The organism is Rhodococcus sp. BE178 (assembly GCF_050433545.1).
Classification (GTDB): domain Bacteria; phylum Actinomycetota; class Actinomycetes; order Mycobacteriales; family Mycobacteriaceae; genus Prescottella.
Genome location: NZ_JBNPXA010000014.1, coordinates 168973 through 179783, shown reverse-complemented (window position 1 = coordinate 179783; position 10811 = coordinate 168973). Strand labels below are relative to the sequence as shown.

The following is a 10811-nucleotide window of genomic DNA, read 5'->3' as shown; positions in this document are numbered from 1 at the left end:
GATGACCCGTGCCTGCTTTGGGACACAGATCCGGACGCGTGGGACCGGGCCCGGGACGCGCTCATCGACCGACAGATTGAGGTGACCGAATGATCTTGTGGGACTGCATGACCTGCAGCTCGGTGCGTATGGCGCCGTGCGGGTCCGCCTGTATCGAGAGCGGGCATCACAGCCTGCAGGACTTCCGCAAGGTGCGCATCGAGCAGGAGAAGCAACGCATCGAGCAGGCCAGGGCCGACCGCGAGGCTGACCCGTTCCACCAGCTCGCGAGCGCCATCGAGCGAGGTGCGTCATGACCCGCAAGACCCGCGTCATCGTGGACGCCTCGCAGATCTGGTTCCTGGCCCCCGGCGCCCGCTTCCGCGAGCTCGGCGCGCTGGGTCGGACGTTCACCGTCGGCGCCCGGGAGGGTCAGCTCTGGCTCGGCGAGACGCCCTGCCGGGTTGAGGCTGTCGAGTTGCCGGTGGTGATCGAGTGATCGACATCCGCGACGGATTCACCCGACTATCCGCGATCGGCACACTCGCCGGCTGGCCCCGCAGCGGTCGCGTCGTGCGTCTTCAACTGGCCGACGACCGAACCGAACTCGCAATCGAACTCACCGGGGAGCAGCTGCAGCAGATCGCCGCGCTCCTCGAAGAACCTAAGGATGACGAATGAGCATCGAATCCATCGTGACTGATCTCGCCGCGATCGCCGCGGTGAAGAAGATCGTTGCCGACGCCGAGGCGGCGAAGAAGGCAGAGCTGCAGTCGGAGCTTGCCCGCGGCACCGTCTACGCGTACGCCGACGACGAGAAGACTGTTCAGCTCGGATACGCGTCGGTGCCGAAGCCGACGCAGCCCAAGCCGACGGTCGAGATCGAGGACGAGGCGCGCGTGCTGCCGTGGGCGCTCGACATGTTCGGCGAGTCTGTGGCGTCGTTCCAGTTGACCGAGCAGGGGCGCAAGTCGGTGATCGAGTACGCGCTCGCCGATCACATGCATGCGGGGGCGCCGGCGGAGTACGGCGGCGTCGAGGGTGTTCGGGTGCGGGTGCCGGAGCCGCGTCCGTCGACTCCACGGTTCACGCCCGAGAAGAACGTCGTCGAGTTGGTGCAGGGCATGGTCCGCAGTGGCCGCCTGTCACTGTCGACGATCCTCGAGCTCGACGGCGGTGCGTGATGAGCATCCAGTTCGCACCGGCCACGAAGAAGGCATTTCCAGCGCCGGCGTGGGCCTACGAACACCGACTGTTGCGCCGAGCTGAGGTCGACGTCAACGGCTGCTGGCGATGGACGGGCCCACTCAACCCCGCCGGGTACGGGAGCACCATTCGAGCATGGCGCAAGGGGTGGCTACCCCACCGTCTCGCCTACACGGTCATGGTTGCCCCGATCCCCGACGGGCTGCAGATCGACCACCTCTGCCGGATCCGGAACTGCATCAACCCGCAGCACCTCGAGGCGGTCACTCAAGCCGAGAACCTGCGCAGGCAGGGCGCAGCAGTAACCCATTGCCCCCGTGGCCATGAGTACACCACCGCCAACACCTACCGCTCGGCAGACAACCTTCGGCGCTGCAGAACCTGCGCACGTGAGCGACAGCGAAAGACGGTGAACGCATGAGCATCCCCCGCACACGCCCATCCGGGAAGCCTTCGTGGCCGATCATCCTCCTCGCCGGCATCGAAGGCAGTGGCAAGTCCTGGACCGCCGCCGAAGCCACCGGCATGGACCGCATCGGCAACGCCTACTGGGTTGAGATCGGCGAACGCATGGCCGACGAATACGGCAACGTTCCCGGCGCGGACTTCGAAATCTTCCGCCACGACGGCTCGTTCACGCAGATCCTCGCGTCAATCCGCGAGGCCGGCGACCAGCCGTTGACCGACGGAAAGCCGAACCTGCTGATCGTCGACTCGATCACCGAGGTGTGGGATCTCCTCTCGAACGAGCAGCAGGCGATCGCGAACAACAAGCGTGGCCGCAAGGGCGGGGACGCGACGATCACGATGGATCAGTGGAACGCCGCGAAGAAGCGGTGGGGCTACGTCGTCAGCGCTCTGCGCGCCTTTCCTGGCCCGGTGATCGTGACGGCTCGTCTCGACAACGTCGCCGTCGTCGGTGGCGACGGGCGTCCCACTGGTGCTTCGACGTGGAAGATCCGGGCGGAGAAGAACCTTCCGTTCGAAGTGCAGGTGATCATGCAGGCGCGTGAGCCTCGCCAGTGGGTGCTGACGAAGATCGCCTCGACTCAGCTGATCCTCCCCGAGGAGGGGCATCTGAAGTGGCCGCGGTTCTCGGTGGCGGATCTGCTCGAGCGCATGGGCTTGGTTGATGTTCAGCCGTCCACGTATGTGGAGCCGAACGCGGATCGCGCTGTCGGCGAGGCGGATCAGGCGCGGACCCGCTTGTTGGAGGTGTTGAAGTCGGCGGGCCTGGAGCCTGCTGCCGCGAGTGCCGAGTTCGCACAGCGCGGGCATGGGGACCTTCGGCAGTCGGATGATGCCGCGGCGATCGCTGACCTGATCGACTTCTACGCGTCAGCGGTGCCGGCATGACGGACTACAACCCGGTCAAGGTCGAGCAGGCGATCCGTAACTGCGCCAACCGCATCGCCGGTGGTGTCAGCGTCTGCTCGAACACCTACTCAGCATTCCTCGACGCCGATCGCGCCTACGACCAGGCGTTCGCGAAGGCGTACCTCGAAGCCGGCGGCGCGGCGCATGAGCGGAAGTACATCGCCGAGTTGGCCACGGACGAGGAGCGGTCAGCGCGCGACCTCGCTGATGCTGCTTACCGCTATGCGGACCGGCAGGCGAAGGCGCTCGAGGCGGAGCTGCGGGCCTGGCAAAGCGTCGGGGCCAGCGTCCGATCCATGTACGGCGTTGCCGGAAGAGGTGAGTCGTGAAGCGCACACCCATGAAGCGGACGCCGATGAAGGCTGGGCAGTCGAAGCGGAAGCGTGATGCGACAGCGGCGTTGGCCAAGGCCGCACCGGTCGCGGTAGCCCGCGCTGAGGGTCGGTGCGAGCGGTGCGGGCTGCATCACGAGACGGTGCTGCATCACCGACTGCGGCGCATGTCAGCCGATCGTGAGCGTCCGTCGAACTACCTGATGCTGTGCCCGGAGTGCCACAACATGGGCGACGAGTCGGTGCACGCGAATCCGCAGCGGTCGAAGCGGTGCGGATGGATCGTCGAGGCATACCAGGAGCCCTCGGAGGTTCCGGTGGTGCGGTTCGGTCGCACCGTCCTCCTCGACGACCGGGGCGGCGTACACGACCAGGAGCAGTCGTGAGCAGCGCCTATGACCTGTACGGGTTCTCGACCTACGACCCCGAGATTCTCGATCAACGGCACACGCTGCTGTGCCCCGGATGCTGGAGGTGCAAAGACCTATGACTGAACAGGATTGGCGCGACAGTGCCGCATGCCGTGGCCACGACCCCGAGCTGTGGTTCCCGGACATTAAGGAGCGACTCGCTCAGGCTCAGGCGAAGGCAATCTGCGCCGCGTGCCCCGTCCGCGCCGCCTGCGGGGAGTGGGCCGACGAGTCGAGGCAGCGGTTCGGCATATGGGCGGGCGTCGACTATTCGAACCCGAGGACTCGGCCTGCGCGGGCGCGTAGGACCCAAACGTCTGAGTACCGCGAGTCCGTCACGTCACTGTCTCGCGTGGGGTTGACCGCGCGTCAGATCTCCAACCAGCTCGGCATCTCCGAGCGCCAGGTCACCCGCCTGCGAGCCTCCGCATGACCCGCGCCCAGCTCTCCGCCTTCGCCCTCGCCGTCGGTGTCACGGCGGCGGGGGTGGCGGTGGCAATCACCTTGGCCGCCGGCGAGATCGTCGCGGCTGCAGACCCGAGGCGGTGGAGATCTGATGCGTGACCGCTGGATGGACCCCGATCTGATCGCCGCCAAGCACGCCCCGCACGTCTTCCAGCCCCGCACCAACATCCCCGACCCGTGGGGATGGACCGGACGCGGCATCCCCAACCCCGACAAGGAGACCCAGCGATGAGCGATACCCGTCCACTGCTGACCACCTGGTCGGCGCGCAAGGCCCACATCGACAGCGACACGGTCAGGTCGGCGTACCGAGGCGACAACCGGCCGGTCACGCGGTGCAACGCGTTCGGAGTAAGGGCCGGCGAGCGCACCGTCCGCGGCCCGCTTGAGCAGAAAACGATCGACTCAATGCCGCTGTGCGGACAGTGCACGCGACGCCAGCCGAAGGAGACCCGCAATGCCTGACAGCACCCGCGATCGGCTGATCGAGGCCGCCTACGACGCTATCGGCGCATTCGATGACTCAGCCCGCGATCAGGCCGAGTACGTCCTCGACGTCATCCTCGACGCCCTGCACCCCGAGGTCACCACCGCCGAGGAAGCATCGCGGCTAATCGAGGGAACGGTCATCCGTGACCATCTCGACAATGTCGGCGAGATCCGCAGTGCGCGTGGACAGCTGTGGATCTGGTGGATCTGCGGCAACCAGCTGGAGCGCCTCGACACCATCGCATTCCCCGCCCGCGTCCTTCACCGCCCCGACACCGAGGAGAACGCTCGATGACCGACACGATCAACACGTACGGCGACCCGCGAGCCGATGCACCACACGAGTGGCGGCGGCCGGCACCGGAAGTCACGCCTGCATCGCTGCGGGCACACGCGGACTACATGGAGCGACGATCCCCGGGCGGCATCAGCGCCGAGCAGTTGCTGCAGGAGGCTGCCCGCTTGGAGGCTGAGTCTGCCCGCGACGAGGAGGCGGAGAAGCTGGCTCGGGTGATCTGGGAGAGCAACGTCCGGTCGGTTGCCTGCCCGTGGGATCGACTGAGCGAGAACAGTAGGGACATCCATCGTGGCGTTGCCCGCGCCGTCCTCACAGCCCTTGCGGCTGATGGGCGTCTACTCCCCGAAGTCGGGGTGGAGTCAGATTCCTGCGATCGGTACTTGGACGGCTACTACTGCACCTGCGCTGGACCGAAGCCGAGTGGGTGGGTGCGCTGCGCGAAGTGCCTCGATGCCCCGCCTGCTGTGTCTGTCCCGGACAGCGGGCCATGGGAGACCGCCGATGCCATTCCCGCTGATGTAGCGGAGATCAAGGACCGCGTCGGGAAGGTGTGGCGGCGTAAGAGCGGCGGATGGTGCTTCATGCCCGGCAATAGCTGTGGGTGTGTCGACGGCACCTTGGACACCCGCTTCGCCCCATTCACTCGCGTCGAGGAGCCGGACAGCGGGCCGGATGGCACACCGGAGAAGCCCTGGGAGGCCTGGCGGGACGTGCCCGAGGGCGTGCGGTACTGGGGCCGCAACAGGCTGTACCGCTGGGTCAACCGCGATGGTCGACGGATGTTCCTCCCGCTCGGCGGCGGCGAGGTGCCGAGTAGCCGCAAAGAGGCGGAGGTTCAGGCTCTCGCCCCGTTTGTGCGTGTGGACGGAGGCAAGGCATGAGCGAGAAGTTGCGTTGGAAGATCGCCCACCACCTGAACAAGCTGCAACGGTTCTGCTGGTCGGACCTCGTCATCTGGGCTCTTGGCTGGCATAAGCGAGATGGTGTGAGACTTCGCGACCTTCAAGGCGGCTCGAATCTCTGCCGGATCGAAGCCTCTACGCCTGGATGCGCCTGCAACTGCGGCAAGTTCCGCACCGAGATCGAGGGAGGCCGGTCGTGAGCACGGAACAGCAAATAGACACAAATGTGCACTCAAATGTGCAATCGGTGAGCACTGCGGAACAGGTCATCGCCGAGCATCAGTTCTCGTACGACGAGTACGAGCTGGTCGCCTACTGGGGATGCACGGGTATCGACTGCGACTTCAGTGGGGCCAAGGATGTTAGGAAGCTCGGGTTCACGGAGCACATTCGCGATGCTGCGAAGGCTGAGCACGCCGCGCATGTGGTGGCTGCACTCACCAATGCCGGCAAACAGATCGTGGACCAGGACAAGCTCGACGGCCTTCGCCAGTGGCGCGACCGTGTGGCCCTCGCGCTCGGTGTCGCCGACGAGGTGTCCGGATACGGCGTCTACAGCGCCGAAGTCGACCAGGCTGTCGAGCGCGCCGAGTCACTGGTCAACATCGAGAACGAGCACGACGAGTGCCCGGTGTGGTGCGACGACTGCGAACGCATCGAGCGCCCCTGGTCGTGCACGCACTGCAACGGGTCCGGCTGTGGTCCTGGCACCGCGCTCGGCGCGTACAGCGAGTGCGAGTGGTGCGCCGGTTCGGGCCGTGAGCACATCGACACGTTCGCGGCTGCTGCTCGTGTGGCGGAGGGCGGTGATCGGCCGTGAAGCGACTTCGTAGCCCAGCCGTCGATCGATTCCTCGCACGCCAAGCCGAGAAGTGCACCGCCGAGCTTCGGCGCAATCAGCCAGTCCTGGACGAGTTTCGCGCCGCTGTCGAACGACTCACAGCCCGCATGACCGCGGAGGGCGGTGACCAGCCGTGAGCTACGAACTCAAACCCTGTTCCACGTGCGGGGAACCACTACGGAAGCTGTATGCCGCAGCTAAGGAATCCCTCGCCTGGGGGCACACGTCGTACCCCGCCGCCGACATGTGCCGGTACCGCCGCCCGGACAACACCTGGCCGACCCCGAAGGAGGCACCGTGAGCCCGTTCCCCGCTCTCCCGCCCCGTATCCCGTGCTGCTGGGGCGTTCTCATGCGTGATCGATGCACCTGCCCACGACCGAAGGAGAAGCCGTGAGCCAACGAGACGAACAAGCCCGCGAGAAGATCCTGTGGGCGATCGGAATGCACTGCTCACACACAGGTGAACCGCTTCCTGAGCCTGCGGAGCCGTGCCCGTCCTGCAGCCTGATCACGACCGAAGTCCTCGAACGGTTCGAGTCCGGCACTGCCGCGCTGCTCGGCTACGTCAAGGCCGACAGCGAGGAGTGGGCGGTCCGGTTCGCTGGGCCGGGCGGATTGCCGCTGATCGACGCCATGCACATCCCGGACCGCATGACCGGCTCGTATGTCATTGCAGACGAGTATGCGGATGATCCGACAGCACGCACGGTCCGTCGTCTGGTTGGCCCGTGGGAGGTGGCATGAACCAGCAAGACGAACAAGCCCGCGAGGAACTGGTCGCGTGGCTGTGGGCAGCAGACCTGCCGGTGTGGAACTTTCACACGCCCGAAGGCGGCTGCGATGCACGCCGGGCGACAGCGATGGAAGCCGCAGAGAAGGCTGCCGACGAGGTGATGGCCAGCTTCGACCACCTGGCCGGCGTTCTCGGCTACTCCCGCCCGCGTGTGGTGGAGACCACCGAAGAACTCGCGTCCATGCCGGACGGCACTGCGATCCACAACAACGCCGGAAACCTCGGGGAACTCGACACCATCAACGGCGTGCGGGTCATCTTCTGGGCTGGCAGCGAGTGCGAGTCCGAGCTGCACGGGCCCTGGATTGGCCTCCCCGCGACTGTCCTGCGCCTGCCCGAGGAGTCGCGGTGACCGCCCGCTGCCCCGCGAGCCTTGAGGCCCGGATTCCCGACACTGCCGGCTACCGGGATGCGGTGGTCGTCATCCAGTGCGGACGCGACCAGGGCCACCGTGGCGTACACCGCCACGCCGACGAAATCACCTGGACAGGAGATTCACCGTGAGTGACGCCGACACCATCGCCCGCGTCCAGGCCCTCGCCGACTACTGGCGTGAACGGGACGGGGAAGCAGCGAAGTTCGGGCAATGCCTCACCGAGACGCTGGAGGGAGTAACACCATGACGCCGACTTGGACCGATCTCTTCAGTGGCGCCGGCGGCAGCTCGGAAGGGCTCACGCAGGCCGGGCATCACGTGATGGTGGCCGCGAACCATTGGCCGACTGCGATCGCCACCCATGAGAAGAACCACCCCGACACCGAACACCGCATCGCGAACCTATCCGAGGTCGACTGGCGTTCGTTTCCGACGACGTTCGGCCTGTGGGCATCACCATCCTGCGTATGGCACGCACGATCTGGCGGCCGGAAGCAGCCGCCGGCGGAGCTGGAGCGACTGCGCGCCGACGCTGGAAGTGTGGACCGGGCAACTGCGTTCGCCGTGATCGCCGCGGCCGAGGTACACCAGTACGAGGCGGTGATCGTCGAGAACGTGCCCGAGTTCCAGGCGTGGTCGCTGTACCCGTGGTGGCTCGATGGAATGCGGGCTCTCGGCTACCGCGAGCAGATCGCGATCATCGACGCGGCGGACCTTGGGGCAGCGCAGCGCCGCGTCCGGTACTTCGCAGTGTTCACCAGGCACGGCGCCGTCGACCTCACGCTGCCCGGGCTGGCGCCGAAACCCGCGTCGACGATCCTCGACGAGAACCCGGGCAAGCCCGTCACCCGGCGCCTGTACGTCGCCGACCAGCTCGAGCAGATCACCGAGCGCAACGTGCCGCACCTGGTCACCTATCGGCGCAACGCGAAGGCTCGCCGCGCCGACCAGCACCCGCTCGCGACCATCACTGCTGGCGGCAACCACCATGGCGTCGCGACGCTCACGGAGGACGGCTACCGCTTCCGGATGCTCACAAACCGCGAATGCGCGCGCGGGCAGGGCTTCCCGGACAGCTACGAGTTCCATGGGAAGACCGACGAGGTGAAGAAGCAGATCGGCAACGCCGTGTCGGTGGACGTAGCTCGCTGGCTCGGCACTCGTGTGGCCGCATCGCTCACGGTGGCGGCATGACCGCCCGCTGCCCCGTCTGCTGGCGCACCGTCGCCAGAAACCCCGCCGGCCGCGTCTGGCGGCACAAAGACAAAGCCGGGCACCAGTGCCCGATGGGAGGCCAGCAGCTTCCCGATGACGAAGAAGAAAGGGGGTGCGCCTGATGGCACGCATCCGGACGATCAAGCCGGAGTTCTTCCGGTCACCGTCGACAGCCAAGGCGTCATTCGCGGGCCGCATTCTCTACGAGGCGATGTGGTGCTGGGCTGACGACTACGGAATCGGCGAGACGAATCTGTATGGACTGCTTGGGTTTGCCTTCTGCGATGAAGATCAGATCACTGTCTCTGAACTTCAGAGTCTTCTCTCTGAAGTTGCAAACGCCTACGAAGTGACCTTTTACGAGGTCGAAGGACGCCAGTATTTCGCCGTTCCGAGCTGGGATGAGCACCAGAAGACGCAGCGTCGAGCCGGTCGCCGGAATCCGACCCCTGATGACGCCCGATCTCGCCTTGACCAGCGGTTTCACGGACGCACTGAAAGCGCAGTGCAGACGCAAGGAAATTCAGTGCGTACGCAAGGAAAATCACCTGCTGGAACAGGGGAACAGGGGAACAGGGGAACAGGGGAATCCCCTACGGGGGCGAGCACGCTCGCGGCCGCCAACCAAGCCCCGGAGCAGACGGCAGCAGTCAACGCCTACGAGCGAGTCGGCAAGGCGTTCAACTTCGTCGCCGTCCGCCAGATCGCGAAGTGGGCCATCCACACCCGCAACACCGACCCGCAGATCGTCGAGGACGCACTCGTGGCGATCTATGAGATGGGCAAGCCGATCACCAAGCAGCTCGTCGGCCAGTACCTCGACGGCCACCTCACTCGACCGCAACGCGCCGGCGGACTGTCCCGCGCCGACGAGAAGGTTCAGAACTACCTGGATCTCGGTAACCGCCTCATCGACCAGCCGAAGGAGCTCGCATGATCACCGACGACGACAAGCGCACCGCGTCGCTCGTCCTGGCGAAGTGCGCCGCCAACGACCCGTGGTTTCCGAATGGCGGCGAGTCCACGATCCTCGCGTGGGCGGAAGTGTTCTCCGGTACGGGCCTGTCCTGCGACGACCTGCTGTCGGGCGTGACGCGGGCCTACCGCGTCGAAGAGTCCGGGTTCAAGCCGCTACCGGCGTCGGTGGTCAAGCATGCCCGCTTGGCGTACACCGAAGCGCTGCACGGCATGACGCAAGCCGAGCGGGACTCGATGGACGACGCCTGCCATGTCCTGCAGGAGATGGGCTGGTTGCCACCCGAGGCGCACCGGTGGGTGCGGGCGGTCAAGGCGGGGCGTCGGAAGCCGTTCGAGTTGTCGCCGGATCAGGAGGCGGAGTTCCGGGAGCGGATGGCGGATCGGAAAGCGCTCGAGGCGAAGCCGCGCCGGGTGCAGTCGCTGATCCGATCGTCGGGGGTTGGCGATGGGCCGGTGGCGCCGTGAAGCTCTTCGTTCCCGGAGCCCCTGCGCCGCAGGGCAGCAAGCGTCATGTCGGCCGCGGAATCCTCATCGAGTCATCGAAGGCGGTCGGACCGTGGCGGGAGCGCGTCGCATTGGCCGCTCATTCGAACGCTGACGGCCTAATGACCGGTCCCGTGAGTGTCGGGCTGGACTTCGTTATGCCGCGCCCCAAATCGGCTCCCAAGCGATCCACACCGCCAGCCGTCAAACGCCCCGACATCGACAAGCTCGCCCGCGCCATCCTCGACGCCCTCACTGGCATCTGCTGGAACGACGACAGCCAAGTCGTCGCACTCACCGCCACAAAGCGTCTCGCGGAGATCGGGGAAACCGCTGGCGTCCACATCACCCTCGACACCAAGGACCACGAATGAGCGAGAGCACCATCAGCTTCAGCGTCCCAGCCACCGCAGACCTGTGGGCGCTCGCATTCAACCGCCCCATCCCGAAATCCAGGCTGATCGACCCAGGGACCTACCGCTGCCGCATCTGCAGATACATCCAGGAGCGGCCATGACCCACCACTGCAACGACTGCGGACGACCCACCAGCGACGCCGTGGCATACCTGACCACCTGGATCTGGTACTGCCACCGACACCACCCGAGGGGGAACTGATGACATCGCCACATGGTCGACTGGGCGGCACCCGCAGCCGCCAGGAG

The 10811-nt window shown here is 66.2% G+C and carries 23 protein-coding genes; all 23 read left to right on the top strand.

Annotated elements, in window-relative coordinates; translation table 11 throughout:
• The first annotated feature begins 89 nt into the window (after window positions 1-89).
• The 23 genes from J2X34_RS22255 (at window position 90) to J2X34_RS22145 (ending at window position 10520) form a co-directional block, all read left to right on the top strand.
• Window positions 90-296, top strand: coding sequence for a hypothetical protein (locus J2X34_RS22255; RefSeq protein ID WP_429519830.1), 207 nt, complete (start codon window positions 90-92; stop codon window positions 294-296).
• Complete coding sequence (locus J2X34_RS22250) at window positions 293-478, top strand: hypothetical protein (protein WP_429519829.1); 186 nt, start codon at window positions 293-295, stop codon at window positions 476-478. Before J2X34_RS22255 ends, J2X34_RS22250 begins: the two co-directional genes overlap by 4 nt.
• Entirely contained in the window at window positions 475-660 is a 186-nt protein-coding gene (locus J2X34_RS22245; RefSeq protein ID WP_429519828.1) for a hypothetical protein, read from the top strand. Before J2X34_RS22250 ends, J2X34_RS22245 begins: the two co-directional genes overlap by 4 nt.
• A complete protein-coding gene (locus J2X34_RS22240) occupies window positions 657-1163 on the top strand; it encodes a hypothetical protein (protein ID WP_429519827.1) in 507 nt (168 codons plus the stop codon). The genes J2X34_RS22245 and J2X34_RS22240 overlap by 4 nt, the downstream gene beginning before the upstream one ends.
• Complete coding sequence (locus J2X34_RS22235) at window positions 1163-1606, top strand: HNH endonuclease signature motif containing protein (RefSeq protein WP_429519826.1); 444 nt, start codon at window positions 1163-1165, stop codon at window positions 1604-1606. The genes J2X34_RS22240 and J2X34_RS22235 overlap by 1 nt, the downstream gene beginning before the upstream one ends.
• A complete protein-coding gene (locus tag J2X34_RS22230) occupies window positions 1603-2541 on the top strand; it encodes an AAA family ATPase (protein ID WP_429519825.1) in 939 nt (312 codons plus the stop codon). The genes J2X34_RS22235 and J2X34_RS22230 overlap by 4 nt, the downstream gene beginning before the upstream one ends.
• Window positions 2538-2891, top strand: a complete 354-nt coding sequence (locus J2X34_RS22225; RefSeq protein ID WP_429519824.1) for a hypothetical protein — start codon at window positions 2538-2540, stop codon at window positions 2889-2891. The genes J2X34_RS22230 and J2X34_RS22225 overlap by 4 nt, the downstream gene beginning before the upstream one ends.
• Window positions 2888-3280 carry a hypothetical protein gene (locus J2X34_RS22220; RefSeq protein WP_429519823.1) on the top strand — a complete coding sequence of 131 codons (393 nt, stop codon included), beginning with the start codon at window positions 2888-2890 and terminating at the stop codon, window positions 3278-3280. Before J2X34_RS22225 ends, J2X34_RS22220 begins: the two co-directional genes overlap by 4 nt.
• A gap of 100 nt (window positions 3281-3380) precedes the next feature.
• Window positions 3381-3737: a WhiB family transcriptional regulator gene (locus J2X34_RS22215; RefSeq protein WP_429519822.1), complete on the top strand. Its 357-nt coding sequence runs from the start codon at window positions 3381-3383 to the stop codon at window positions 3735-3737.
• 123 nt (window positions 3738-3860) lie between these two features.
• Window positions 3861-4001 (top strand): hypothetical protein, encoded by a 141-nt coding sequence (locus J2X34_RS22210; RefSeq protein ID WP_429519821.1) that lies wholly within the window; start codon window positions 3861-3863, stop codon window positions 3999-4001.
• Window positions 3998-4234: a hypothetical protein gene (locus J2X34_RS22205; protein WP_429519820.1), complete on the top strand. Its 237-nt coding sequence runs from the start codon at window positions 3998-4000 to the stop codon at window positions 4232-4234. The genes J2X34_RS22210 and J2X34_RS22205 overlap by 4 nt, the downstream gene beginning before the upstream one ends.
• Entirely contained in the window at window positions 4227-4553 is a 327-nt protein-coding gene (locus J2X34_RS22200; RefSeq protein ID WP_429519819.1) for a hypothetical protein, read from the top strand. The genes J2X34_RS22205 and J2X34_RS22200 overlap by 8 nt, the downstream gene beginning before the upstream one ends.
• Entirely contained in the window at window positions 4550-5437 is an 888-nt protein-coding gene (locus J2X34_RS22195; RefSeq protein ID WP_429519818.1) for a hypothetical protein, read from the top strand. The genes J2X34_RS22200 and J2X34_RS22195 overlap by 4 nt, the downstream gene beginning before the upstream one ends.
• A complete protein-coding gene (locus J2X34_RS22190) occupies window positions 5434-5658 on the top strand; it encodes a hypothetical protein (protein WP_429519817.1) in 225 nt (74 codons plus the stop codon). Before J2X34_RS22195 ends, J2X34_RS22190 begins: the two co-directional genes overlap by 4 nt.
• A 47-nt stretch (window positions 5659-5705) precedes the next feature.
• On the top strand, window positions 5706-6278 hold the full coding sequence (locus tag J2X34_RS22185; protein WP_429519816.1) for a hypothetical protein: 573 nt from the start codon (window positions 5706-5708) through the stop codon (window positions 6276-6278).
• 154 nt (window positions 6279-6432) lie between these two features.
• Window positions 6433-6600 carry a hypothetical protein gene (locus J2X34_RS22180; protein WP_429519815.1) on the top strand — a complete coding sequence of 56 codons (168 nt, stop codon included), beginning with the start codon at window positions 6433-6435 and terminating at the stop codon, window positions 6598-6600.
• Between the two features lie 91 nt (window positions 6601-6691).
• Window positions 6692-7045, top strand: coding sequence for a hypothetical protein (locus J2X34_RS22175; protein ID WP_429519814.1), 354 nt, complete (start codon window positions 6692-6694; stop codon window positions 7043-7045).
• On the top strand, window positions 7042-7446 hold the full coding sequence (locus J2X34_RS22170) for a hypothetical protein (RefSeq protein WP_429519813.1): 405 nt from the start codon (window positions 7042-7044) through the stop codon (window positions 7444-7446). Before J2X34_RS22175 ends, J2X34_RS22170 begins: the two co-directional genes overlap by 4 nt.
• Window positions 7447-7594: 148 nt before the next feature.
• Complete coding sequence (locus tag J2X34_RS22165) at window positions 7595-7717, top strand: hypothetical protein (RefSeq protein WP_429519812.1); 123 nt, start codon at window positions 7595-7597, stop codon at window positions 7715-7717.
• Window positions 7714-8664 carry a DNA cytosine methyltransferase gene (locus tag J2X34_RS22160; RefSeq protein ID WP_429519811.1) on the top strand — a complete coding sequence of 317 codons (951 nt, stop codon included), beginning with the start codon at window positions 7714-7716 and terminating at the stop codon, window positions 8662-8664. Before J2X34_RS22165 ends, J2X34_RS22160 begins: the two co-directional genes overlap by 4 nt.
• Window positions 8665-8806: 142 nt before the next feature.
• Window positions 8807-9622, top strand: a complete 816-nt coding sequence (locus J2X34_RS22155) for a hypothetical protein (protein WP_429519810.1) — start codon at window positions 8807-8809, stop codon at window positions 9620-9622.
• On the top strand, window positions 9619-10128 hold the full coding sequence (locus tag J2X34_RS22150) for a hypothetical protein (protein ID WP_429519809.1): 510 nt from the start codon (window positions 9619-9621) through the stop codon (window positions 10126-10128). Before J2X34_RS22155 ends, J2X34_RS22150 begins: the two co-directional genes overlap by 4 nt.
• Window positions 10125-10520 carry a RusA family crossover junction endodeoxyribonuclease gene (locus tag J2X34_RS22145; protein WP_429519808.1) on the top strand — a complete coding sequence of 132 codons (396 nt, stop codon included), beginning with the start codon at window positions 10125-10127 and terminating at the stop codon, window positions 10518-10520. The genes J2X34_RS22150 and J2X34_RS22145 overlap by 4 nt, the downstream gene beginning before the upstream one ends.
• Window positions 10521-10811: the final 291 nt, after the last annotated feature.

Coding starts and splice junctions, on each gene's coding strand:
- J2X34_RS22255 (WP_429519830.1), top strand. CDS start 90: ATGATCTTGTGGGACTGCATGACCTGCAGCTCGGTGCGTATGGCGCCG.
- J2X34_RS22250 (WP_429519829.1), top strand. CDS start 293: ATGACCCGCAAGACCCGCGTCATCGTGGACGCCTCGCAGATCTGGTTC.
- J2X34_RS22240 (WP_429519827.1), top strand. CDS start 657: ATGAGCATCGAATCCATCGTGACTGATCTCGCCGCGATCGCCGCGGTG.
- J2X34_RS22235 (WP_429519826.1), top strand. CDS start 1,163: ATGAGCATCCAGTTCGCACCGGCCACGAAGAAGGCATTTCCAGCGCCG.
- J2X34_RS22230 (WP_429519825.1), top strand. CDS start 1,603: ATGAGCATCCCCCGCACACGCCCATCCGGGAAGCCTTCGTGGCCGATC.
- J2X34_RS22225 (WP_429519824.1), top strand. CDS start 2,538: ATGACGGACTACAACCCGGTCAAGGTCGAGCAGGCGATCCGTAACTGC.
- J2X34_RS22215 (WP_429519822.1), top strand. CDS start 3,381: ATGACTGAACAGGATTGGCGCGACAGTGCCGCATGCCGTGGCCACGAC.
- J2X34_RS22210 (WP_429519821.1), top strand. CDS start 3,861: ATGCGTGACCGCTGGATGGACCCCGATCTGATCGCCGCCAAGCACGCC.
- J2X34_RS22205 (WP_429519820.1), top strand. CDS start 3,998: ATGAGCGATACCCGTCCACTGCTGACCACCTGGTCGGCGCGCAAGGCC.
- J2X34_RS22200 (WP_429519819.1), top strand. CDS start 4,227: ATGCCTGACAGCACCCGCGATCGGCTGATCGAGGCCGCCTACGACGCT.
- J2X34_RS22195 (WP_429519818.1), top strand. CDS start 4,550: ATGACCGACACGATCAACACGTACGGCGACCCGCGAGCCGATGCACCA.
- J2X34_RS22190 (WP_429519817.1), top strand. CDS start 5,434: ATGAGCGAGAAGTTGCGTTGGAAGATCGCCCACCACCTGAACAAGCTG.
- J2X34_RS22170 (WP_429519813.1), top strand. CDS start 7,042: ATGAACCAGCAAGACGAACAAGCCCGCGAGGAACTGGTCGCGTGGCTG.
- J2X34_RS22160 (WP_429519811.1), top strand. CDS start 7,714: ATGACGCCGACTTGGACCGATCTCTTCAGTGGCGCCGGCGGCAGCTCG.
- J2X34_RS22155 (WP_429519810.1), top strand. CDS start 8,807: ATGGCACGCATCCGGACGATCAAGCCGGAGTTCTTCCGGTCACCGTCG.
- J2X34_RS22150 (WP_429519809.1), top strand. CDS start 9,619: ATGATCACCGACGACGACAAGCGCACCGCGTCGCTCGTCCTGGCGAAG.